The sequence below is a fragment of the Bradyrhizobium lablabi genome, from assembly GCF_018131005.1.
In the GTDB taxonomy this organism is placed as follows: Bacteria; Pseudomonadota; Alphaproteobacteria; order Rhizobiales; family Xanthobacteraceae; genus Bradyrhizobium; species Bradyrhizobium lablabi_D.
The window spans coordinates 308,748-331,535 of record NZ_JAFCJK010000006.1 but is presented as its reverse complement, the minus strand read 5'-3'; the positions used below and the strand labels follow the sequence as shown (position 1 = coordinate 331,535).

Sequence of the window (22,788 nt, the reverse complement as noted above, 5' to 3'; positions counted from 1 at the left end):
ACAGAGGGGCGCGATGCGAAAACGAGTATCCAGACGCGACGTCCTGAAGGGCTCGGCCGCGGCCGCGCTTGGCACCATGTTCGCAGCGCCGCTGCGCGCCGCGGCGCCCGAAGCCATCGCAATCACGCCCACGCTTGTCGACGCGGCAAAAAAGGAAGGCAAGATCGTCTTCTATTCCTCGATGGACCTGCCGGTCGGCGAGAAGCTTGGCAAGGCGTTTGAGGCGAACTATCCGGGGATTTCGGTCCAGATCGAGCGCTCCGGCTCGGAGCGGCTGTTCCAGCGCGTCGCGCAGGAATTCGAATCCAACATCCACGCCGCCGACATCGTCAACAGTGCCGACGCTTCGCATTTCATTCCCTGGAAAAGGAACGGCTGGTTGATGCCGTTTCTGCCGGAAGACGTCGCGAGGTATTTCCCGGACGGCTACCGCGATCCGGACGGCATGGCCGTCACCACGCGGCTGTGGCTGTCGACGATTGCCTACAACACCAATCTTGTGAAAGGCGACGAGGCGCCGAAGAGTTTTGCCGACCTGCTCGATCCGAAATGGGTGGGCAAGATGGTGAAGGGCCATCCGGCCTATAGCGGAACGATCATGACCACGACGTTCCAGATCGTGCGCGAGCTCGGCTGGCCCTATCTGGACAAGCTGGCGAAGCAGCGGGTGATGCAGGTGCAGTCCTCCACCGACCCGCCGAAGAAGCTTTCGCTCGGCGAGCGCGCGGTGATGGCGGACGGCAACGAATACGGCATCGTTCTGTTGAAGGAGGCCGGACAGCCGGTCGAGCCGGTCTACCCGACCGAGGGCACGCCGACGATCTCGGGACCGACAGGTATTTTCGCCAGCGCACCGCATCCGAACGCCGCAAAGCTGTTCCAGGCCTGGTTGCATACCCGCGAGACCCAGCAATTCTTCGTCGATTTCACGGCGCAATACTCGGTGCATGCGCAGGTGCAGTCGAAGGCCGGGCGGCGCAGGCTCAGTGACATCAAGCTGATGAAGGAAGATCCGGCGGGCGTGGAAGCGATGACCGAAGAGATCAAGACACGCTATGCGCGGCTGTTTCGGGTATGAGCGTGAAGACGGCCGCTTCTTTCTTACCTCGCCCCGCTTGCGGGAAGAGGTCGGGTCGCATCGCAGATGCGATCCGGGTGAGGGAGAGTTTCTACGCGCTGCGCTCGTTGAAGCGGCCCCTCACTCCACCCCTCTCCCCGCGAAGGACGGAGAGAGGGAGCGGATGCAACTCGCCTTGCGGATAAGATGACAACAATCAACACCTCCCCCGCCTCCAAATCCCGCATCGACTGGACCCATCCGGTGCTGTGGCTGTTCGCGACCGTGCTCATCCTCCTGATCCTGCTGCCGCTGTCGTGGCTTGCGATATTCGCCTTCACCGACCGCAACAGGCATCCGACGCTGCAGAATTTCGTCACGCTGTTCACCGACCCCGATTTCCTCGATCCGCTGCTCACGACCGCGATCATCGCCACCACGTCGGCGGTGATCTGCTGCATCGTCGCCGCTCCGATCAGTTGGCTGGTCTCGCGCACGGACATGCCGGGGCGGCAGATCATCCGCGCACTGGTGACGGCGTCGTTCGTGACGCCGCCCTTCCTCGGAGCGATCGCCTGGGAACTGCTGGCCGCACCGAACTCAGGGCTCTTGAACCAGCTCTACCGGCAGTTCGCGGGCGCCGACGCCGACGCGCTATTTGACATCTATTCGATGACCGGGATCATCTTCGTGATCTCCTGCTACACTTTCCCGTTCGTGTTCGTGCTGGTGGCGAACGCGCTCGACACCATGCCGGGCGAACTCGAAGATGCCTCGGCAATCCTCGGCGGCAATGCCTGGACCACGGCGCGGCGGGTGACGATTCCGCTGGCGCTGCCGGCGCTGGTTGCCGGCGCACTGATTGCGTTCTTGCAGGCCATGACCTTGTTCGGCTCGCCTGCGATCCTGGCGCTGCCGGCCGGCTTCCACACCATGACGACGAAGATCTGGAGCCTGTTCCAGTATCCGCCGAAGCTGGAGCTGGCGGCGGCTGCCGCAGTGCCGCTGCTGCTGCTCACGATGCTTCTGCTGCAGGGCCAGAAGTTCCTGCTCGGGCGCCGCGGCTATTCAGTGGTCGGCGGCAAATATGGCGCGCCGCGCCGCGTCGAATTGAAGGGCTGGCGCTGGGCGGCGTCGGCGTTCTGTCTCGTCGTGCTGCTCAACCCGGTATTCCTGCCTTATCTCGCACTGCTCAATGCAGCGTTTTCGCCGAACGCGACCACGCTGGTGACGCCCTCGACCTTTACGCTGCACAACATCGTCTTCGTATTCACCGAACTGTCGTCGACCCGGCTCGCGCTGGAGAACACGGTGATCCTGGGGACCGCGACCGCGACTGTAGGCACCATCCTCGCACTGGTGATCGCCTATGTGACGACGCGGCGCGTGATCGCGGGCCACCGCGTGCTCGCCTTCCTCGCCACCGCGCCGGTCGCGGTGCCTGGCATCGTGCTCGGCGTCGGGCTGTTCCTGAGCTACACCAGGCCGCCCTTCGTGCTCTACGGCACGCTGTGGATCCTGCTACTCGCCTTCCTCACCATCAATTTGCCCTCGGCCTATCAGCAATTGCAGGCGGCGTTCGCGACCATTCATCCCGAGCTCGAGGAGGCGAGCCGCATCCTCGGCGCGACGCGGCTGCAGGCGCTGCGCCAGATCACCGCGCCGTTGCTGCGCACCGGCGTGATCGCGACCTGGTGCTTCATCTTCATCGGCGTGATGCGGGAGCTCTCCGCGGCGATCATATTGTTTACCTCGCAGACCAAGGTGCTGTCGGTCCTGATCTACGACCTCAATGAAAGCGGCGACCTCGCCGCGATCGCCGTGCTGGGCATCGCGATGCTGATGATCACCTTCGGCGTTGTGCTCACGGTGAACCAGATCCCGATGTTCGGCGGCAACGCCGGGGCGAGGCTGCGGAACGGGTAACGCGCCCTATCCGCACCGTCATTGCGAGCCAACGGGTCGCGCGAACGCGCACCCGATGACAGGCTCCGCGAAGCAATCCATCGTTCCCCGCGGGGATAGCAATGAATTGCTTCGTCGCTTCGCTCCTCGCAATGACGGCGGAAACCGCGGCATCAACCATCTGGCAATCGCCACATTCATCCCGATATAAGGCGGAGCCCGCCCCATGAGGATCGCGTGACCAAATCCGCCACCAAGACGTTGCCCCCCGTCGCGCCGCGCCGGCCGCATTCCTTCACAGTCCATGGCGTCACGGTGACGGACGACTATGCATGGATCAAGGACCCGAAGTGGCAGGAGGTGCTGCGCGATCCCGCGATCCTCGATCCGGATATTCGCCAATATCTCGAAGCCGAGAATGACTATACCGAGAGCCTGCTCGGCCACACCGACACGCTGCAGAAGCAGCTCGTCAAGGAGATGCGCGGGCGGATCAAGGAGGACGATTCCAGCGTGCCGTCGCCGGACGGCCCATTCGCCTATTTCAGCAAGTTCCGCGAAGGCGGCCAGCATGAACTGTTCGGCCGCATGCCGCGCGACGGCGGCGACGCGCACTTCGTGCTTGATGGCGATGCGCTGGCGAAAGACCACGATTACTTCAGGTTCGGCGGCAGCCGGCATTCGCTCGACCACCGGCTGCAGGCCTGGAGCGCGGACACCAAGGGTTCGGAATATTTCTCGATCCGGGTGCGCGACTGGGCCTCCGGCCGAGATCTCGACGATCTCGTCGAGGAGACCGACGGCGGCGTGGTCTGGAGCAAGGACTCGAAGAGCTTCTTCTATGTCAAGCTCGACGACAATCACCGACCGATGCAGGTGTGGCGGCACAAGCTCGGCACCGGACAGGCGGACGACGTCCTGGTCTATGAAGAGAAGGATCCCGGCTGGTTCACCCACCTGCACGAGAGCTCGAGCGGCCGCTTCTGCGTGATCGCGGGTGGCGACCACGAGACGTCGGAGCAGCGGCTGATCGACCTCGACGATCCCGACGCGCCGCCCCGCATGGTCGCGGCGCGCGAGGAAGGCGTGCAATATTCGATCGCCGACCGCGGCGACGAGCTGTTCATCCTCACCAATGCCGACGACGCGATCGATTTCAAGGTGATGACCGCACCGATCAGGGCGCCGGAGCGTGCCAACTGGCGCGACCTGATCCCCTATCGCGAGGGCATCTACGTGCTCGACCTCGAACTCTATGCCGGCCACATGGTGCGGCTGGAGCGGGCCAACGCGCTGCCAGCGATCATCATCCGCGATCTCACGACAGGCGAAGAGCATGCAATTGCCTTCGACGAAGCCGCCTATTCACTCGACACCATGGGCAGCTACGAATTCGAGACCACGAACCTGCGCTTCTCCTATTCGTCGATGACGACGCCATCCGAAGTCTACGACTACGACATGGCGAAGCGGACACGCGTCTTGCGCAAGCGCCAGGAGATTCCGTCGGGCCATGATCCGGCCGATTACGTCACTACGCGGATCATGGCGACCTCGCATGACGGCGCGCAGGTGCCGGTCTCGATCCTGCACCGCAAGGATTTGGTCCGCGACGGCAAGGCGCCGCTGCTGCTCTATGGCTACGGCTCCTACGGCATGGCGATGCCGGCCTCATTTGCCGCCAACCGGCTGTCGCTGGTCGACCGCGGCTTCGTCTACGCCATCGCGCATATCCGCGGCGGCGCCGACAAGGGCTGGGGCTGGTATCTCGACGGCAAGCGCGAGAAGAAGACCAACAGCTTCGACGATTTCGCGGCTGCCGCCCGCGCGCTGTATGAGGCAAAGTACACCAGTGCGAAACGCATCGTCGGTCACGGCGGCTCGGCCGGCGGCATGCTGATGGGCGCGGTCGCCAACCGCGCGGGCGAATTGTTCGCCGGCATTGTCGCCGAAGTTCCGTTCGTCGACGTGCTCAACACCATGCTCGACGACACGCTGCCGCTGACGCCACCGGAGTGGCCGGAATGGGGCAACCCGATCGAGAGCGAAAAGGATTTCCGCACCATCCTGTCCTACTCGCCCTACGACAATCTCGCGGCCAAGGACTATCCGGCGATCCTGGCGATGGGCGGCCTGACCGATCCGCGCGTCACGTACTGGGAGCCGGCAAAATGGATCGCGCGGCTGCGCGCCACCATGAAAGGCGGGGGGCCGGTCCTGCTTCGCACCAACATGGGCGCAGGTCATGGCGGCGCCTCCGGCCGGTTCGACCGGCTGGACGAAGTCGCGATCGTCTACGCGTTCGCGCTGTGGGCGGTCGGGATGGCCGAGAAGGCGGAGGTGTGAGTTCCTCTCTGCGTTCTTCGCGGGGAGAGCAACGAGAAGGCTATCGCCCCTTCGCTTTCCGCCACGCCGCAAAATCCTTCAGGGTCTGCTCGTCGGTTGCCGGATAGAGCCCGAAGATGCCACGGCCCTTGTGCACCTCCTCGGTCACGAAATCCTCGAATGCGGTCATCTCGAAGGTCTCGTCCGCGATCTCGTTGGCGAGATGGGCGGGGATGACGATGACGCCATCGCTGTCGCCGAGGATGACGTCGCCGGGAAACACTGGCGCGTCGCCGCAGCCGATCGGCACATTGATCTCGATCGCCTGATGCAGCGTCAGATTGGTCGGCGCGCTCGGCCGGTGATGGAAGGCGGGGAAGCCGAGCCGGGCGATTTCGGCCGCGTCGCGGAAGCCGCCGTCGGTGACGACGCCGGCGCAGCCGCGCTTCATCAGCCGCGTCACCAGGATTGCGCCGGCGGAGGCTGCGCGCGCATCCTTGCGGCTGTCCATCACCAGGACCGCGCCGGGCGGGCAATCCTCCACCGCCTTGCGCTGCGGGTGCGAGCGGTCGCGGAACACCTCGATCTTGTTGAGGTCCTCGCGCGCCGGCATGTAGCGCAGCGTGAAGGCCTCGCCGACCAGCGTCGGCTGGTCGGCGCTGAGCGGATGCACATCCTGGATCATCTGGATGCGGAAGCCACGCTTGAACAGCGCGGTGGCGACGGTGGCGGTCGAGACGGTCTTGAGCTTGTTGCGGGTGGCTTCGCTGAGTTTTGACATGGTGCTTCGTCCCAGTTGTCGTTCCGGGGCACGCGAAGCGTAAACCCGGAATGAGCTGATCAATAGATCGACGGTTCTGCGACCGGCCTGCCAAAGCCGGTTTCCAGGAAATCGAAATCGCAGCCCTCATTGGCCTGCTTGATGTGACGCGAGAACATCCAGCCGTAGCCGCGCTCGAAGCGACGCTCGGGCTGTCGCCATTCGGCGCGTCGTTTGGCCAGTTCCGCCTCCGGCACGTCGAGATTGATGGTGCGCGCGGCGACGTCGAGCGTGATGAGATCACCGTTCCTCACCAGCGCCAGCGGACCGCCGATGTAGGACTCCGGAGAGACGTGCAGGATGCAGGCGCCGTAGCTGGTGCCGCTCATCCGCGCATCCGAGAGCCGCACCATGTCGCGCACGCCCTGCTTCACGAGCCTGGTCGGGATCGGCAGCATGCCCCATTCCGGCATGCCCGGTCCGCCCTGCGGCCCGGCGTTGCGCAGGATCAACACGTGATCGGCCGTGACGTCGAGCTCGGGATCGTCGACCGCCTGCTTCATCGCGGGATAATCGTCGAACACGAGCGCCGGTCCGGTATGCTTGAGGAAGCGCGGGTCGCAGGCAGAGGGCTTTATGACGCAACCATGGGGCGCGAGGTTGCCCTTCAGCACCGCGAGCGCGCCCTCGCTGTAGATCGGATTTTCGACCGTGCGGATGACATCGTCATTGTAGACCTCGGCGCCTGCGATGTTGTCGCCGAGCGTCCCGCCGGTGACCGTCATGCAATCAAGATGCAGATGGTCCCTGATCCGGCTCATCAGGCCGGGCAGCCCGCCCGCATAGAAGAAATCCTCCATCAAATAGAGGTCGCCGCTCGGCCGCACATTGGCGATCACGGGCACCTTGCGGCTGGCCTTTTCGAAGTCATCGAGCCCGATGTCCTGCCCGGCGCGGCGTGCCTGCGCGATCAGATGGATGATCGCGTTGGTCGAGCAGCCCATCGCCATCGCGACCGTGATGGCGTTCTCGAAGGCCTTGCGGCTCTGGATCTTCTGCGGGGTGAGGTCCTCCCAGACCATCTCGACGATGCGGCGGCCGGCCTCCGCGCTCATGCGGATGTGGTTGGCGTCGGCCGCAGGAATCGAGGAGGCGCCCGGCAGGGTCATGCCAAGCGCTTCCGCGATCGCGGTCATGGTCGACGCCGTGCCCATGGTCATGCAGGTGCCATAGCTGCGGGCGATGCCGGCCTCCATGTCGAGCCAGTCCTTGTCGGAAATCTTCCCGGCACGCCGCTCGTCCCAGTATTTCCAGGCGTCCGACCCCGAACCGAGCGTCCGGCCCTTCCAGTTGCCGCGCAGCATGGGGCCGGCTGGCAGATAGATCGCGGGCAGGTTCATGCTGGTCGCGCCCAGCAGCAGCGCCGGCGTGGTCTTGTCGCAGCCGCCCATCAGCACCACGCCGTCGACCGGGTGGCCGCGCAACAGCTCCTCCGTCTCCATCGCCAGCATGTTGCGGTAGAGCATGGTGGTCGGCTTCAAGAACGATTCCGACAGCGACAACGCCGGCAATTCGATCGGGAAGCCGCCACCCATCAGCACGCCGCGCTTGACGTCGTCGACGCGGCTCTTGAAGTGCATGTGGCAGGGCTGCGCATCGGACCAGGTATTGACGATGGCGATCACCGGCCGGTCCTTCCATTCCTCGGGCGCGTAGCCCATCTGCATGGCGCGCGAGCGGTGGCCGAAGGCTCTGAGATCGTCGGGCGCGAACCAGCGTGCGCTGCGCAGTTGATCGGGTGTTTTGTTCTTGTTGGTCATGGCGGCTGCCCCATCCTTCAAGGCGTTGCGCGGGTGCGCGGGAAAGTCCGGATTTCCGCTGCAGGCACATTGTCCTATGCTTGCAGGCGGGCATATAACCTAGTTTCAACGGCGCGTCCCGGTCGCTCGAGGTGGGAATGCAGCGTGGCCGGAACTTGTTGCACGAGAAGGTTGATTCAGAAACCCGCAGGACAAGCCGTGGAGCGAATTCAGCGCGGAGGCCGTTGATTTGGCAAACATCCTGATCGTCGGCGCGCCTCTCTATCCAGGCGTGGGAAGGCTGCGCAGACGCCGATGACGCTGACAACCAGGCTTGCCGTCGCCATGATTGCGCTGGTTGCGGTCGCGGTCACCGCGGTCGGATGGCTGAGCTATCGCAGCCTCGAACAGACGATCGCGCCGCGCGTGCTCGACCGGATCGAGACCCAGGCGCGCTTCGCCGTCTCCAGCCTCGAATCCCGCGTCCGCAACGCCCCCGGCGACATTGCGACCTTCCATGGCCTGGCTCCGGTCGGTGGGCTGATGCGCGCACGGCTCAACGGCGGGATCGACCCAACCGACGGCACCACGGAGGCCGCCTGGCGGGAACAGCTGGAAGGCCGGCTGGCCGCCCAGATGCCGTTCAAGCCGGCCTACTCGCTGAGCTTTATCGGCCTTGCCGACGGCCATCGCGAGCTTGTCCGGGTCGACCGTTCCGGCCCGAACGGCGCGGTGCGGATCGTGCCGGAAGCGGAGCTGAAGCAGATCGGCGACGCTCCCTATTTTCGCGACACGATCAATCTCGCGGGCGACGACATCTACGTCTCGCCGGTCAGCCTGAACGCGGAGAATGGCGTCATCGAGTCGCCGCATGTCGCGACGATGAGGATCGCCAAGCCGGTCAGGGCTTCCGACGGCAAGCCGTTCGGAATTGTCCTCATCACTGCCGACATGCGGCCCGCGCTCGAGAGCGTGCGCCAGTCGGGCCGGCCCGGCGAGCTCATCTATCTGGTCGATGGCAGCGGCAACTATCTCGTCCATCCCGACGCTACGCGCGAATTTGGCTCGCAACTCGGCAAGCCGACGAACTGGCCGCACGACCTGCCCTACCTGTCGGCATCGCTCGGCACCGCGAAGAGCGTGTCGACCATGATCACGGATCAAGCCGGAGGGCCGACTGGAATAGCGCTCGCGCCGGCACTCCTGGCCGGACGCCAATGGGTCGCCGTCATCGAGACCGTCCCCAGCAATGTGTTCATGGCGCCGGCCATGGCGGTCCGCAACAGCTCGATCCTGGTCGGCCTGCTGGCGGTGATCGGCGCCGGGGCGCTGGCCGCGCTAATCGCGCGGTCGCTCACCCGGCCGATCACGCAACTGACATCAGCAGTCGAGCGCGTGACCGAGAAGGGAACCGCCGCCATTCCCGTCAATGCCGCCGGCGAGACCGGCGTGCTGGCCCGCGCCTTCGCGCGCGTGATGGAGGAGGCCAACGCCAAGACGGTCGCGCTCGAACGCGAGGTCGTCGAGCATCGACGCACCGAAGCGGCACGCGACCACCATGCCGAGCGCGAACACCTGTTTGCCGCGGCCGTCGAGTCCTCCAACGACGCCATCATCACGGAATCGCTGGATGGCACCATCACCGGCTGGAACCTGGCCGCGGAGCGGCTGTACGGCTTCTCTGCCGAGGAAGCGGTCGGCAAGCATATCTCGCTGATCGTACCGGCGAACCGGCGTGCCGAGATCGATGACATCGTCCGCCGCATCGGCTGGGGCGAACGGATCGAGCAGAACGAGACCGTGCGCGTGCGCAAGGGCGGCGCGCCGGTCGAGGTCTCACTCTCGATCGCACCGATCAAGACGTTATCCGGCGCAATCATCGGCGTCTCCCAGTCGGCGCGCGACATCGGCGAGCGCAACCGCACCGAACAGGTGCTCTGGCAGCAGGCCGAAGAGCGGCGGCGCATCTTCGAGACGTCGCAGGACCTGATCATGGTGCTGAATTCCCGCGGAGACGTGGTTCAGGTCAGCCCAAGCTGCCAGACCATCCTCGGCTACCGGCCGGTCGAGATGGTCGGCCGCAGCGCCGCCGACTTCATCCATCCCGATCACCTCGGGAATGCGCGTACCGAAATGCGCGCCCTGCGGCAGGGGCAACTTCCGAAGATCGCCGATACCCGGGGCCTCCATAAGGATGGACGCGAGGTGTGGCTGTCCTGGCTCGGTGTCTGGTCCGAACCGGTAAAGCGGTTCTTCTACGTCGGCCGCGACATGACGGAGAGTCACGCAGCGCAGGACATACTGCGCGAAAGTGCGCAACTCGCCCGCGGCATCATCGATACCGCGCTCGATGCCTTCGTGCAGGTCAACGAAAGGGGCATCGTGCAGGACTGGAACGCGCAGGCGGAGACGTTGTTCGGCTGGGAGCGTTCGCAAGCCGTCGGGAAGAACGTGTTCGAGTTGCTGGCGCCCGACCCCAAGCAGGGGCCGTTGAGGTCCGCGATGGAGGGTTTCCTGAAGTCCAGCCTGGACCAGGTCGCCGGCCCCCGTCGCGAGATCACGATCCGGCGGCGCGACGGCAAGCTCCTCACCGCCGAGCTGAGCGTCACCGCGCTCAGGACCCGCGACGGCTTCGTGTTCAACGGCTTCATTCGCGACCTCACCGACAAGCTCGCGACAGAGGAGCGCATCCGGCAGGCCGAGAAGATGGAAGCCGTCGGACAACTCACGGGCGGTATCGCCCACGACTTCAACAACATCCTGACCGTCATCACCGGAACGATCGAGATCCTGGCCGATGGCGTCAAGACGGACCCGCAGCTTGCGGCAATCACGCGGATGATCGACGAGGCGGCCACGCGCGGCGCCGATCTGACCCAGCATCTGCTGGCCTTCGCGCGCAAGCAGCCGCTCGAGCCGCGCGATATCGATATCAATGCACTGATCGTCGATACGACCAAGCTGCTGCGGCGAACGCTCGGCGAACAGGTCGAGATCCATACGGCGTTCGACAACGAGACGTGCCTCGCGGTCGTCGATCCCAACCGGCTCGCCAACGCCCTGCTCAATCTCGCGCTCAATGCGCGGGACGCGATGCCGCAAGGCGGCAAGCTGTTCATCGAGACGGCGTCGGTCGTGCTCGACGAGAGCTATGCCGGCCTGCACGGCGACGTATGGCCCGGCCGCTATGCCATGATCGCGGTGAGCGACACCGGGACCGGAATCCCGCCCGACATGCTCGACAAGGTGTTCGATCCCTTCGTCACCTCGAAGGGGCCCGGCAAGGGCACCGGGCTCGGCTTGAGCATGGTCTACGGCTTCGTCAAGCAATCATCGGGGCACATCAAGATCTACAGCGAGGAGGGCCACGGCACGACGATCAGGATGTATCTGCCGCCCGCCATTGACGCGGCCTCCACCACGGATGCAGCCGAGACGTCGGACCTCGAGGGCGGCAACGAAACGATCCTCGTCGTCGAAGACGACAAACTGGTCCGCGACTACGTGCTGACGCAACTGCACGGGCTCGGCTACGTCACGCTGCAGGCGGCCAATGCCGGGGAAGCGCTCGCGATCGTCCGAACGGGCCAGCCGTTCGACCTGCTGTTCACCGACGTAATCATGCCCGGCCTGAACGGCCGCCAGCTCGCCGAGGAAATCTTCAAGATCAAGCCGGACGTGAAAGTGCTGTTCACCTCAGGCTACACCGAGGACGCGATCATGCATCACGGCAGGCTGGACGAAGGTGTCCTGTTGCTGCCCAAGCCCTATCGCAAATCGGAATTGGCGGCCATGATCCGCAAGGCGCTCGCGGACTGAAGGATGGAGCGAGACGGTGACCTCAGTACATCAACAAGCCGTTGGGTGCTTTCGCCGGCTCGTTCGCGAAATATCGCTTGCTTTAATTTTGGACCCCGAACCATAACGCGGCGCCGCGCGGCCATTGTCTCGCCTTGCGGGAAGCTCCATCCGCCCGGCGGCGATTGTCTCTGAAAATGACCGAAGCCACCTTGTCCGAATCAACAGGCTGAACGTTGTTGTCAGCCGCGTGACGAAGGACATCTCATGACTTCGGACAGGCGCAGTTTCTTGAGCGCGACCCTCGGCGTCGCCACCGCCATTGCTTCGGGCACGACCGGCCGGTCGACACCGGCAATCATCGGTTCCGTTGACGAGCCGTCGCCGAGCGCCGACATCAGCTACGATCCAGCCGAGCGTGCCGCGGCAGCCGTTGATTTTGGCGGCCTCATTCACAAGCAACCGCGCGCGGTCGCGAGACCGGCTTCAGCAGCCGATATCGCGGTTCTGGTCCGATGGGCGAAGCTTCAGGGTCTGAAGGTTGCGGCGCGCGGCCAGGGCCACTCGATCTTCGGCCGGGCGCTGAGCGACGATGGCGTGGTGATCGACATGAGCAAGATCAGCGCGATCCACCACATCCAGCCCGATCGCATCACGGTTGACGCGGGAGCGACATGGAAGCGCGTGCTCGATGCGACATTGCCACGGGGGCTGATGCCGCCGGTGCTTACCAATTATCTCGGCCTGTCGGTGGGCGGCACGATTGCAGTGGGCGGCATCGGCGGGACGTCGTCCCGAGAAGGCATGCAAACGGACAACGTCCTCGAGCTTGACGTGGTCACAGGAGATGGACGCGAACTGACATGTTCGGCAACATCGAACCCCGATCTCTTTGACCGCGTCCGGGCGGGACTCGGTCAGTGCGGGATCATCACGCGCGCCACCGTCCGCCTCCTGCGCGCTCCCCAGCGCGTCCGCCGCTTTCAGCTCTTCTACCGTGATCTGGCTTCATTAACCGCAGACCAGCGCCGGGTCTTGACCGAGCTGCGTTTCGATCAGTTGCAGGGGGCTGTTCTGCCCGATGGCGCAGGCGGCTGGCGATATCAGCTCGAAGGAGCCGTCTACCATGACAACGATGCCGCCCCCGATGGAAATTCCGTGCTTGCCCGACTATCGGATGAACGCAGCGCAGCCGCGATCGCCGGTTTGACCTATCGCGAAGACGCCCTCGCATTTGAAAAATTCGAAAACCTGCTTCGGTCGAAAGACCAATGGCGCAGTCCAAAGCCCTGGCTCCTGACGTTTCTGCCCGGAAACGTCGCCGAACAGCTCGCACGCGATATCATCGCCGGATTGACGAGCGAGGATGTCGGTCTGTTCGGACGGATCACCTTTTATCCGATGTCGAGGAGTGCATGTCGCACTCCGCTGGTTCGCCTGCCGGAAGAGGACGTAATCTTCGTGTTCAACATCATCCGCCTTCCGCCGACGAATGATGCCGCAACGATGGAACGAATGGTCGGGCAGAACCGCATGCTTTACCAGCGCATTCGCCGCGCTGGCGGGGTGCTGTATCCGGTCAGCGCATTTCCCATGGCATCGGAGGATTGGAAGGATCATTTCGGCTCGCACTGGTCGGGATTTCGCGAGACGAAGCAGCGTCACGATCCGGCCAACATGCTCACGCCCGGCTACAATCTGTTCTGATCGCCAGAACAGATCCGAAAGGGTGTGCATCGTCATCGCGCTTCAGAGCAAATCGGTCTCGAGATCGCTTGCCAGAAAGTCCACGAAGCGTCGCAACCGTTCGAGCGGCGCTCTGGTCGGCGGCCAGACGAGCTGGATCGGCATCCCGTCGGCCTCGAATTCCGACAGAACGATCTCGAGTTTACCCCGATCGACAAGCTCCCTGATTTGCCATAGCGGCAGTTGAGCGAGGCCCAGCGCGCCGCTCGCTGCCGCGCGGATAGCCGCGGCGCTATTGGTGCGGAAGCGACCCCGCACCTTCATCGTCTGCAACTTGCCTCCGATCCGAAACGGCCATTTGTCAACGACGTCCCTCGCCGCACGTACGACACAGTGATGGTGCTCCAGATCGTGGGGATGCTTCGGGCGGCCGTGCTCGGCGAAATAGCCGGGAGCGCCGCAGGTTACCACGCGCAGCGCATGCAGCCTGCGTGCTATCAGGGATTCGTCGACGGATTCGCCGATCCGCACGGCGACGTCGAGGCCTTCGGCGAGGAGGTCGGCCTGCTCGTCAGATGCCCTCAGTTCGATCTCGACATTCGGATAAAGCTTCAGAAAGCGGCCAACGGCCGGCGCGACAAAGCTCGATGCGAACAACACAGGCGCTCCAATTTTTAGCGCACCGGATACCTCGCCGCGCATATTGGCCGCTTCATTCCGCGCTTCGATGATCTCGGCGACGGCCGGCTTGACGCGCTCGTAGAACGCGCGTCCGGCTTCCGTGGGCTCGGATCGCCGGGTCGTGCGCTTCACGAGTTCCACACCGACCGCCCGTTCCAGGGCAATCAGCGACCGGTTCAGAGATTGCAGCGGACGCCGAAGGTGGCGCGCCGCGGCGGCTTGACTGCCCTGCTCGATAACCGCCACGAACGCTTCGAGGTCATCCAGCCGTTCCACGCGGGCATTCCTCTCCTCCACATACCCGCGAGCGGCATGGCTCGAATCCAAGCGCCGAACTTGAAGATCAGGCCTGCCGTTGCGCTGTCATCACGATGCGGACCAGATCGGCAGCGTTGCGAGCCCCAAGCTTTTTCATGATGTTGGCGCGGTGATCCTCGATGGTGCGCGGGCTGATCCCGAGATGGCGCCCGGCTTCCTTGTTGGAGGCCCCGGATGTGAATTGCTCGAGCACCTCGCGTTCGCGCCGCGTCAGCGGTTCGCGCCCCGGGAAATGCAGTGACGCGATCCGCGAGGCCGAGTTCTCCGCCTGCCGGCGGGTGTAAGCGTCGATGGCCTCGTTCAATCGACTGACGATCTCGCTGCCGCGGAACGGCTTCTCGATGAAATCGAGTGCCCCGTTCTTGATGGCACTCACGGCCATCGCGATGTCGCCCTGCCCGGAGATCATAAAGATCGGCGCCGGGTAGTCCTCGCCATGGAGTTCCTTCAGAATATCAAGACCGGATTTGCCGGGGATGTGCACGTCGAGCAGGATACAGGCCGGCGTCCTGCTTCGCGCGACCGACAGCAGCGCGGCGCCATCAGCGAAACAAATGACCCTATAGCCGGCCGCCGACAACACCATGGAAAGCGTGTCGCGAACGGCAGGATCATCGTCGACTACAAAAATCTCCCCGCGGAGAGAGCCATTCTCAGCCATATGTCATCGTCCATCATTGGTGAAGCGTGGCGCTAACCCGCAAAACAAGCATCTCGATCGTCCCTCGCGATGATACCGATCAATGGACCCGTATTTGTACGGGACGACGGCTTAACGCACAAGTAGCACCGCACTCCCCAAAAGTGGCGGGCAGTGGAGAAACCTGCGTGACAAATGCGGCGGCCGACGACGCCGCGACATGGCCAGGCGAGGGGCATACTCCCCACAACCTGATCGTGAGCGGCCTCGTTGCGTTGATCGGGCGTGTCCGGGCGAGCCCGCAGTTGATCGAGGCCGCGATTGCGCGCGAGGACTTGGTTGCCGGTCACAATGCCGCCAGCCTCATCGTGCTGGACAACGTCACACCACGCTACTTGAAGGCATCCGTTGTGTTGAAGGCTTGTGAGGCCGGCCTCGGTGTAACCCTCGATATGTTGCGCGATTCCAGGACGCCGGCGAGCAGCCTGAACTGACCCACAGCACTCGGAAGCCACCTGATCCGCCGTTGATTGGCACCGCACAAATGCCCCAACGTTCCAGATAACGGTCCGTTCCGCGTATTGCCGGATAGCGCGGCAGCTCAGGCCTCGATCCGTTCCGCTTCCCCGGAGGCCGGCCGCTTTTTGCCCTGCTTTCCCTTGAGAAAGCTGATGTCCACCTTGGTGCCGTTGACGCGGACCAGCTCGCAGCGGCGATAGGCAAGGCCGGTCGATGAGAGCAGGAGGAAGAACTCCTTCAGATTAAGCCCTTGGATGGAACCTTCTACCGTGAGGGATGCGTCGTTGTCGGAGATCGCGTTGAGCACGCAATCCCGCCGCCAAGTGCCGTCGATCGCCATGATGCAGACGTCAACTCCCCGGCTGAAGGTCACGCGTTCAACAACTTTGCCCTCGTCTGTCATCGCTCAATGTCCGGCCGCCATGGCGGCAATCCTTGGCGGCGCGATCGTGGCGGCCGCAAGAACCCGTGGCCCGCTTGGCCGATAGAGGCCCCGCCGCTCGGGGGTCGGCTTGAAGATGCCGGTCAGGCCGACCACCGTTTCCGCCGCCCCGAGCACCAGGAAGCCGTCGGCTTCCATCGATCTGGCAAGTCGGTCGAAGATGCTGATCTTGGTATCCTGGTCGAAATAGATCAGCACGTTGCGGCAGAAGATGATGTCGAAGACGCCGAGCTGCGAGTAATCGTGCAGCAGATTGAGCTGGCGGTGCTGCACCATGGCGCGCAACTCCGGGCGGATCTGCCAAAACTGGCCCGACTGCGTGAAGTACTTGACGAGCATCTGGATCGGCAGGCCGCGCTGCACCTCGAACTGGCTGTAGATTCCGGCCCTCGACTTCTCCAGCACTTCCTGGGATAGGTCGGTGGCGATGATCTCAACCCGCCAGTCGGCCAGTGCTGCGCCCATTTCCTTCAGGCACATTGCGAGCGAATAGGGCTCCTGGCCAGTCGAACTGGCAGCGCACCAGATCCGTACGGCTTTGCGCCCGACGCGCGCTTTCAGCAGCTCCGGCATGATCGTGTCGCGGAAATGATCGAACGGGATCTTGTCACGAAAGAAGAAGGTTTCGTTGGTGGTCATCGCCTCCACCACACGGGTGATGCACGAGGACGAGCCATCTTTCATCTTCTGCACGAGGTCGGAAATGCCTGAAAGACCGTAGTTGCGCGCCAGCGGAAGCAGGCGGCTCTCGATCAAATATTGCTTGTCGACGGACAGATCCAGACCGGAATGATCCTTCAGGATTTTACGCAGATACTCGTAGTCAGGGACCGTCACTGGCGCCTCTCATGGGCAGTAAGTTGGAGCTGCTTCGGCCGACCCGTCTGCATCGCGCGCTCGCAGACTTCGAGTGCATTCTCGCCGTCCTCGGCCTCCACGGTCCGGGAATCGACACCTATCTTCCCACCACGCTGAATCGTCGACGACCAGGCATGTTCTCAAGTGTCGGCCATGTGTATTCGTCTGCTTCTGCTGCGCGGCTGCAGCTGCGGCGAGCGTCCGCTATACCCATCCATCGAAATCAACCTAGAAGTGTCACTACCACATTTCACTCGTATATGGTATCGCTACACGGCGGCGTTAATTTTGCTGCCCCGTGCAAATACGGATGATGAGACCGTCAAATGTTTGAGCGTCGTGCGGCGATGCGCCGCTCGGCCCTTGCAAGCACAAGCACTTATCTGCGGCGGCGCAACGGGCGGCGTGGAGGAAGATCGCGATTTGAATCAAATCAAATCGGCCACAACGTTAAGTTTAACGGCGCGCGAGGCGGCATCGAGCTCAGCATGGGGTACCCGCATCGGGACACAACCGCGAGGCGTCGCGCTCAAGCGCGATGGTTGCGACACCGCAGCGTCGGGCAAAGAAGGCGGCGGAGTTTCCTCCGCCGCCTCGGCGTTTGCTGCCTGTCAGGCTCCATTTAGAGCGTTTTCGAGCGAAGTGGAAACCGGTTCGCGTGAAGAAAACGCGTCAAAACAAGAATCTAGAGCCCCGTTCCGATTCCGTCGGAACGAAAAGGGCTCTAGCGGAGCAGCTGGAGCACGCTCTGCTGGCTCTGGTTGGCGAGCGCCAGCGCGGACACCGCGATCGACTGGCGGGTCGACAGCGCCTGGCTGTTGGCCGCTTCCTCGTTGGTGTCGGCGAGCGTCAGATTGGACGAGCCAGTCTGCAGCACGTTGATCAGGTTCTTGGAAAAGTCCTGACGAATCTGCACGATTGAGAGGTTCGAACCCAGCGAAGATGCCGTCGAACGCAACGCGTCGGAGGCATTGGAAACCGAGGTCAACACCTTGTTGGTGGCGGTGTTGTCGATGAAGTCGACGCCTACGATCAGGTTGGAAAGGCCAAGGCCGGCCGCGCTGAAAGTCGTGCCCGCGATGTTCAGCGTCGACTTGCCGGTCTCGTTGAACACCAGCTTCAGCGAGTCGCCGTTCAGCAGGTTGACACCGTTGAACGAGGAATCCTGCGCGGTGGTATCGATCTGCGACAGGATGTTGTTGTACTGCGCGACCAGTCCGGCGCGTTTCTCCTGAGCGACGGGATCGACAACCGGAGCCGAGGCCGACTTGCCTGCGAACAGGCCGGTGGAACCGGTGAGCGCACCGATCTGCTGCGAGGCATTGTCGTTGTTGGCTTGGATCGTCAGCGTACCCGCCGAATCCAGCGTGGCCTGCAGGTTGTTGCCCGCCAGTGCCGCGTTCAGCCCATTGAGATCGTGGACCTGGCCGGGGCCGGTGCCGAAGGTGATGTTGGTCGCCGTTCCGGTACCGACCGCCGCGATCTGCAGGACAGTGCCGATGGTGAGGTTGGACCCGCTTGATGGGTTGCGGGCGAGCGTGGTGGTCGCGCCGCCGGTGCCGATGCCGAGCGAGGACAGCAGGGACGCGTTGCTCGAGCTGATCGAGAGATCGGCGGTGGTGCCGGTCGAGATGACGAGCTGGCCGGAGCCGTTGACCGAGGCGGCGGTGGCGCCGTTGACAGTCGTGACGGTGGCTGCGCCAGCCGTGACCGAGGCGGTCTTGACGCCGGTCGCAAGGTCGATCGCGGACAGGAGGTCGCCGACGGTGCCGCCACCGGCGTTGAGGTAGACCTGCGAGTTGCCTGCGCCGTCGGTGACGATGTTGCCGCTGACGCCGGAACCGGGCGTCACTGAGCCGGCCGCCGGCGGCGCACCGGTCTTGAAGGTGATGGTGTGACCGTCGACGGTCAGCGTATCGCCGTCGGCGATGGTCGCGGTGATCGAGTCGGCGGCGGTCGAGGTCGTCAGCGACGTGGCGGCCGACGTGGTGGTCGCCGTGGTGTTGGCGTTGCCCGCGGCGACACCGGTCAGGGTCGCGGCGGTGTAGGAGTTGCCGCCGAACAGATTCGAGGCGGTTGCGCCGGCGCCGAGCGAGACCGAGAAGCTCGACTTCGCGGAATAGCCGACCTGGGTCTGCAGGGCCTGGTTGGCGACCGACTTGGCGCTGTCGACCAGCTTCTGCAGTGAGGTAATGCCGGTGTTCGCAGCCTGCAGGATCTGCACGCCGTTGCTGATGCCGTCCAGCAGATTGTTGATGTCGCTGGCACGGTTGTCGAGCGACTGGGCCGTGAAGAAGTTGGTCGGATTGTCGAGTGCGGTGTTGACCTTCTTGCCGGTGGCAAGGCGATTCTGCGTGGTGGCGAGCAGATCGGCCGTCGACTGCAGCGAAAGCAGGTTTTGACGGACCGATGCCGAAAGAACGATGCCGGACATACTGGGTACCCTTCTGGATGAACACGTTGACGCGACGCCGTAACTTTCCCACGGCGACTGGCGCCACACTGGGCCGTCCGCGCTACCCGTTCGTTAAAGAGCTGCTCCGTACAAATACCAAGAAGGGCCCGTCCCGGTAACTCTACCGAAGGGCCGCCGCGCGGACTGGACATTGATGAAGATGCAGGTCGGACAAGCGCCGCAAGTCGCGCTCGCGCCCTGTTTACAGGCTCTCGCGCAACGTCGCGGCCGGAGGTTCGATTTGCAGCGAGATCGGCGTCGATCACGAAACAGCAGGGATCGCGCACGCATTAGCGTTAATGAAAAACAACAAATGCGCCGCAAGGGCGAAACCTTCTTCAGCCGCATCGCGGCCGAGGATCGGCCCCTCGTGCGCAGGCGATCCCTCGCAGCTCGCGGGGCTGCGCAACGTCGGCGACCGCCACGATTTGGCGCATGCGCATTGCCCCGTCGTTACGGTCGTAACGCAAAATCTGCGCTTGATCGATGGCCCGGCGCCGCTGTTCGGCACAAATCGACCCCGATCGCCTCCGCCAGTCGGCTGTCTGCCCGGTAAAGGGTACACCGTGGAAACCGCAACTCTTGTGCAATTAGACGGGGAAGCTATGTTCGCTGCCATCCCACACGCCAAGAGTAGGTGATGCGAGACCCTAGTGCTCCCGCCTTCGGCAGGAGACCCAATGTCCGCGGTATCGCCTCCGCTCAATCGTCTGTTGCGAGCTCTGCCGGCGGCGGAACTCGGACTAATCCAGGCGCGTCTTGAAACCGTTGAGCTGACCAAGGACGCGACCCTGGCCGACGCCGGCTCTCCGGTGCAGCGTGTCTACCTGCCGCATAGCGGCATCGTTTCGATGATGATCAGTCTGTCTGACGGGCAGTCGGTCGAGGTCGCAACGATCGGGCACGACAGCATAGTCGGCGGATCCGCCGCGTTATACGGCGGCCCGCTGCTGACCCACGCGATCGTCGTCGTGCCGGGGACTGCTTCGATGCTCCCGGCGGAGGATTTTCGCGCGGCGGCGGATCGCAGCAGCACGTTTCGAACCTTGGCCGCCCTGCATGAGCAGACGCTGTTGGCGCAAACCCAGCAAGCCGTTGCCTGCGGCATTTCGCACCCCGTCGAGGCACGGCTGTCGCGCTGGCTGTTGCGTGCGCGGGACTTGTGCGGCAGCGAACGATTGCCTCTGACCCAGGAAATGCTGGCGCAGATGATCGGAGTACGACGCAACGCGATATCGATCGTGGCGCACGCATTTCAGCAGGCCGGCATTCTCCGCTACAGCCGCGGGCGCATCGACATCACCGACATCGACGGCCTGCGGAAAGCGGCCTGCGAGTGCTACGCAACTGTGAAGGCCCATGAGGAGCAATTGACCGCCTCTGTCGATTGACGCAGAGAGCGCGCGATCGCGCTACCGCCGGTCCATGGCACAAACTGCATATTGGCGCGTCCGGATTACCCGTTTTGCTCGCGATGAAGACATGCCAATATGGAGCTGAAGGACGTCGAGTTGCGCGCGCGCCCAGAGACAAGCTTGCCCGTAAGGCAGGAGGCTGCTTTGGATTCGGTTTCGCGATCACCGAACGGTTTCCTGTCGTCGCTCTCGCCGAGCGATTTCGAGCTGATCCGCCAACACCTGCGCACGGTCGACCTCACCTCGGACATGGTGCTGGTGGAGGTCGACGAGGCGCTCCGACGTGCTTACATGCCGCACAAGGGCGTGATTTCACTGGTAGTCAAGCTCGCCCGGGGCGAGCACGTACAGGTCGCGATGGTCGGCCGTGACAGCATCTTTGGCGCGTTCTCGGCGCTCGGCGATGCGACGGCCCTGGACACTGCCGTGGTGCTGGTGCCCGGCGTTGCCTCAACGATCGAGCTCGACGCCTTGCGGGCGGCCTGCGACCAGAGCCCGACGTTTCGCACGTTGCTGGCACGGCACGGGCTCGCCATCTATGCGCAGATCCAGCAGACCGCCGGCTGCAATGCGTCGCACACGGTAGAATCTCGGCTGGCGCGATGCCTGCTGCAGATGCGCGACCTCTCCGGCAGCGACAAGATCGTTCTGACGCAGGAGGCGATGGCGCAGATGATCGGCGCGCGGCGCAACAGCGTATCGCTGGTCGCCCACACTTTGCAGCAGGCGAACTTCATTCACTACAGCCGCGGCCACATCGAGATCACCTACCTGGACGGCCTGATGAGGACCTCGTGCGAATGCTACGCCACGGTCAAGGCGCAGTACACGAGACTGCTCCATCCCCATCCGGGAGTCCTTTAGCCCGTAGTCGCCGCCCGCCATCGATGCGCGCCCGGCCGCGGCCGTACTTCTACGGCTTGTGATTTTCACCGTCGGATAACGTTAAATTGTCATGGTCGGGCGAATACGCGGGGGCCGCCGATGCTCACATACGAGACCACGGACCGGAAGGAAGCGAGGCGCTTTCGCATCGCTCAGTTCAACGGCAGAACCACCACCGTCCGTTCGGGCGGCGCCACGATCACCGGCCGCGTCCGCTCGATCGTCGAAAGCAAGACCAGTCCGGCGGCATGGGTCATAACGATCATCCCTGAAGAGCCGAAGCCGGTCGCATCCAGGCTGAGGCCGGCGCCGCGCATGCGGGCGTTCGCGGACGATTACCTCTGAGGTGATACCGACAGGTCGGGACGACGAATACGCGCGGGCCGGCGCCTGGCGGCCACCGATCAAACCGGATGTAGCAGGGCTTTGCGGACGAGATCCGCGGTGTTGCGCGCACCGAGCTTGCGCATGGCCTCCGCGCGATGGCTCTCGAAGGTCCGCGGGCTGATTTTCATGCGCAGCGCACCCTGCTTGTTGGAATAGCCGTCGCTGATCAGGCTCAACACCTCACGCTCGCGCTTGGTCAGCGGCTTTTGCCCCGCTTCCGGCGCGAAGATCACCTCGGGCGAAGGCGGGCGGACAAGCTTGTTGTCCGGGGCCGGCTTGAGATCGATGGTGGGGACGACATTCGGATGCAGATCGGAAATCTGCCTCAGCATCGTGCAGATGCGTTCGGTCTGCTCGAATGCGTTCTCGATGACCTGCTGCAAATAGATGCCGTTCTGCGCGAGCTGATGGCTGTGCTGCCTGATCTCGTTCATGTAGAGCAGCAGCGCGGTCATGGGTCCGTTGAACTGGCGGGCGATCGCCGCGCCTGCCTCCTCCACCGCCTGCACGCGCGTGGCCGGCCGGGCAATCTCGCGATGGGTATCGGGCGGCGGAACCTCCACGATCCAGGTCGGGAGTTGGGCGGCCTCGGCTCGATTGTCGTGCTGCGTCATATGTATGGCTTTACCGCAGCTGAACTGCGTCTTGGTTAACGCGGGAATCGGCAACGACGTGTAACGGAACTGTGATTCGGAGATCGGACGCGCGAACAAGGTGGATTGCCGCCAATTCTGCAATGAATCCCGGAAAGGAGGAGTTAATCTCCCATTGCTACGGGGTCGCCCCGCCGCTCCGCCCCAGTAATTTCACGGGGTCATGTTTACCCTGGGGGCACAACGGCGCGGAAGGCGAACGCCG

At 63.7% G+C, this 22,788-nt stretch carries 18 protein-coding genes; 9 read left to right on the top strand and 9 right to left on the bottom strand.

Going from position 1 to position 22,788, the window contains the following annotated elements; genetic code table 11:
* The first annotated feature begins 13 nt into the window (after positions 1-13).
* From JQ553_RS20250 to JQ553_RS20240, 3 genes are all read left to right on the top strand, one after another.
* Positions 14-1,078, top strand: a complete 1,065-nt coding sequence (locus JQ553_RS20250) for an ABC transporter substrate-binding protein (RefSeq protein ID WP_212501765.1) — start codon at positions 14-16, stop codon at positions 1,076-1,078.
* 186 nt (positions 1,079-1,264) lie between these two features.
* Complete coding sequence (locus JQ553_RS20245; RefSeq protein WP_212501764.1) at positions 1,265-2,983, top strand: iron ABC transporter permease; 1,719 nt, start codon at positions 1,265-1,267, stop codon at positions 2,981-2,983.
* A 216-nt stretch (positions 2,984-3,199) separates the two neighbouring features.
* Positions 3,200-5,308, top strand: coding sequence for a S9 family peptidase (locus tag JQ553_RS20240; protein ID WP_212501763.1), 2,109 nt, complete (start codon positions 3,200-3,202; stop codon positions 5,306-5,308).
* 40 nt (positions 5,309-5,348) lie between these two features.
* Here JQ553_RS20240 and JQ553_RS20235 read toward each other — a convergent pair whose 3' ends face one another.
* Together JQ553_RS20235 and araD are read right to left on the bottom strand one after the other, a co-directional pair.
* On the bottom strand, positions 5,349-6,068 hold the full coding sequence (locus JQ553_RS20235; RefSeq protein WP_212501762.1) for a ribonuclease activity regulator RraA: 720 nt from the start codon (positions 6,066-6,068) through the stop codon (positions 5,349-5,351).
* Between the two features lie 59 nt (positions 6,069-6,127).
* The gene (gene araD, locus JQ553_RS20230) at positions 6,128-7,867 is read right to left on the bottom strand and encodes an L-arabinonate dehydratase (RefSeq protein WP_212501761.1); all 1,740 of its coding nucleotides are present in this window, start codon (positions 7,865-7,867) and stop codon (positions 6,128-6,130) included.
* Positions 7,868-8,161: 294 nt separating this feature from the next.
* Between araD and JQ553_RS20225 the strand changes: the two genes are divergently transcribed.
* Entirely contained in the window at positions 8,162-11,665 is a 3,504-nt protein-coding gene (locus JQ553_RS20225) for a PAS domain S-box protein (RefSeq protein WP_212501760.1), read from the top strand.
* A gap of 221 nt (positions 11,666-11,886) precedes the next feature.
* Here JQ553_RS20225 and JQ553_RS34530 read toward each other — a convergent pair whose 3' ends face one another.
* The gene (locus tag JQ553_RS34530; protein WP_249144498.1) at positions 11,887-12,042 is read right to left on the bottom strand and encodes a hypothetical protein; all 156 of its coding nucleotides are present in this window, start codon (positions 12,040-12,042) and stop codon (positions 11,887-11,889) included.
* Here JQ553_RS34530 and JQ553_RS35105 point away from each other — a divergent pair.
* On the top strand, positions 12,002-13,351 hold the full coding sequence (locus JQ553_RS35105; protein ID WP_312015175.1) for an FAD-binding protein: 1,350 nt from the start codon (positions 12,002-12,004) through the stop codon (positions 13,349-13,351). The genes JQ553_RS34530 and JQ553_RS35105 overlap by 41 nt on opposite strands.
* Before the next feature lie 42 nt (positions 13,352-13,393).
* Here the strand turns inward: JQ553_RS35105 and JQ553_RS20215 are convergent, their stop codons facing one another.
* Together JQ553_RS20215 and JQ553_RS20210 are read right to left on the bottom strand one after the other, a co-directional pair.
* A complete protein-coding gene (locus JQ553_RS20215) occupies positions 13,394-14,287 on the bottom strand; it encodes a LysR family transcriptional regulator (protein ID WP_212501758.1) in 894 nt (297 codons plus the stop codon).
* A 67-nt stretch (positions 14,288-14,354) separates the two neighbouring features.
* Positions 14,355-14,990, bottom strand: coding sequence for a response regulator transcription factor (locus JQ553_RS20210; protein ID WP_212501757.1), 636 nt, complete (start codon positions 14,988-14,990; stop codon positions 14,355-14,357).
* A 167-nt stretch (positions 14,991-15,157) separates the two neighbouring features.
* Here JQ553_RS20210 and JQ553_RS20205 point away from each other — a divergent pair, with 167 nt between their 5' ends.
* Complete coding sequence (locus JQ553_RS20205) at positions 15,158-15,463, top strand: hypothetical protein (protein WP_212501756.1); 306 nt, start codon at positions 15,158-15,160, stop codon at positions 15,461-15,463.
* Positions 15,464-15,570: 107 nt separating this feature from the next.
* On the opposite strand, the gene JQ553_RS20200 is transcribed toward JQ553_RS20205, so the two are convergent.
* The 3 genes from JQ553_RS20200 to JQ553_RS20190 form a co-directional block, all read right to left on the bottom strand.
* On the bottom strand, positions 15,571-15,891 hold the full coding sequence (locus JQ553_RS20200; protein WP_212501755.1) for a PilZ domain-containing protein: 321 nt from the start codon (positions 15,889-15,891) through the stop codon (positions 15,571-15,573).
* A gap of 3 nt (positions 15,892-15,894) precedes the next feature.
* Complete coding sequence (locus JQ553_RS20195; protein ID WP_212501754.1) at positions 15,895-16,767, bottom strand: protein-glutamate O-methyltransferase CheR; 873 nt, start codon at positions 16,765-16,767, stop codon at positions 15,895-15,897.
* Positions 16,768-17,512: 745 nt separating this feature from the next.
* A complete protein-coding gene (locus JQ553_RS20190) occupies positions 17,513-19,222 on the bottom strand; it encodes a DUF1522 domain-containing protein (RefSeq protein ID WP_212501753.1) in 1,710 nt (569 codons plus the stop codon).
* A 701-nt stretch (positions 19,223-19,923) separates the two neighbouring features.
* Between JQ553_RS20190 and JQ553_RS20185 the strand changes: the two genes are divergently transcribed.
* The 3 genes from JQ553_RS20185 to JQ553_RS20175 all read left to right on the top strand — a co-directional run bounded on the left by JQ553_RS20185 (position 19,924) and on the right by JQ553_RS20175 (position 21,888).
* Positions 19,924-20,634, top strand: a complete 711-nt coding sequence (locus JQ553_RS20185; protein WP_212501752.1) for a Crp/Fnr family transcriptional regulator — start codon at positions 19,924-19,926, stop codon at positions 20,632-20,634.
* A gap of 99 nt (positions 20,635-20,733) precedes the next feature.
* Positions 20,734-21,522: a Crp/Fnr family transcriptional regulator gene (locus JQ553_RS20180; protein WP_212501751.1), complete on the top strand. Its 789-nt coding sequence runs from the start codon at positions 20,734-20,736 to the stop codon at positions 21,520-21,522.
* 120 nt (positions 21,523-21,642) lie between these two features.
* The gene (locus JQ553_RS20175) at positions 21,643-21,888 is read left to right on the top strand and encodes a hypothetical protein (RefSeq protein WP_212501750.1); all 246 of its coding nucleotides are present in this window, start codon (positions 21,643-21,645) and stop codon (positions 21,886-21,888) included.
* 59 nt (positions 21,889-21,947) lie between these two features.
* Here the strand turns inward: JQ553_RS20175 and JQ553_RS20170 are convergent, their stop codons facing one another.
* Complete coding sequence (locus tag JQ553_RS20170; RefSeq protein WP_212501749.1) at positions 21,948-22,544, bottom strand: helix-turn-helix transcriptional regulator; 597 nt, start codon at positions 22,542-22,544, stop codon at positions 21,948-21,950.
* Positions 22,545-22,788 lie beyond the last annotated feature (244 nt).

Bases quoted from the DNA above. Each gene is read 5' to 3' on its own strand.
- JQ553_RS20250 (WP_212501765.1), top strand. From the start codon at position 14: ATGCGAAAACGAGTATCCAGACGCGACGTCCTGAAGGGCTCGGCCGCG.
- JQ553_RS20245 (WP_212501764.1), top strand. From the start codon at position 1,265: ATGACAACAATCAACACCTCCCCCGCCTCCAAATCCCGCATCGACTGG.
- JQ553_RS20235 (WP_212501762.1), bottom strand. From the start codon at position 6,068: ATGTCAAAACTCAGCGAAGCCACCCGCAACAAGCTCAAGACCGTCTCG.
- araD (WP_212501761.1), bottom strand. From the start codon at position 7,867: ATGACCAACAAGAACAAAACACCCGATCAACTGCGCAGCGCACGCTGG.
- JQ553_RS20225 (WP_212501760.1), top strand. From the start codon at position 8,162: ATGACGCTGACAACCAGGCTTGCCGTCGCCATGATTGCGCTGGTTGCG.
- JQ553_RS34530 (WP_249144498.1), bottom strand. From the start codon at position 12,042: ATGTCGGCGCTCGGCGACGGCTCGTCAACGGAACCGATGATTGCCGGT.
- JQ553_RS20210 (WP_212501757.1), bottom strand. From the start codon at position 14,990: ATGGCTGAGAATGGCTCTCTCCGCGGGGAGATTTTTGTAGTCGACGAT.
- JQ553_RS20200 (WP_212501755.1), bottom strand. From the start codon at position 15,891: ATGACAGACGAGGGCAAAGTTGTTGAACGCGTGACCTTCAGCCGGGGA.
- JQ553_RS20190 (WP_212501753.1), bottom strand. From the start codon at position 19,222: ATGTCCGGCATCGTTCTTTCGGCATCGGTCCGTCAAAACCTGCTTTCG.
- JQ553_RS20185 (WP_212501752.1), top strand. From the start codon at position 19,924: ATGTCCGCGGTATCGCCTCCGCTCAATCGTCTGTTGCGAGCTCTGCCG.
- JQ553_RS20180 (WP_212501751.1), top strand. From the start codon at position 20,734: ATGGAGCTGAAGGACGTCGAGTTGCGCGCGCGCCCAGAGACAAGCTTG.
- JQ553_RS20175 (WP_212501750.1), top strand. From the start codon at position 21,643: ATGCTCACATACGAGACCACGGACCGGAAGGAAGCGAGGCGCTTTCGC.
- JQ553_RS20170 (WP_212501749.1), bottom strand. From the start codon at position 22,544: ATGACGCAGCACGACAATCGAGCCGAGGCCGCCCAACTCCCGACCTGG.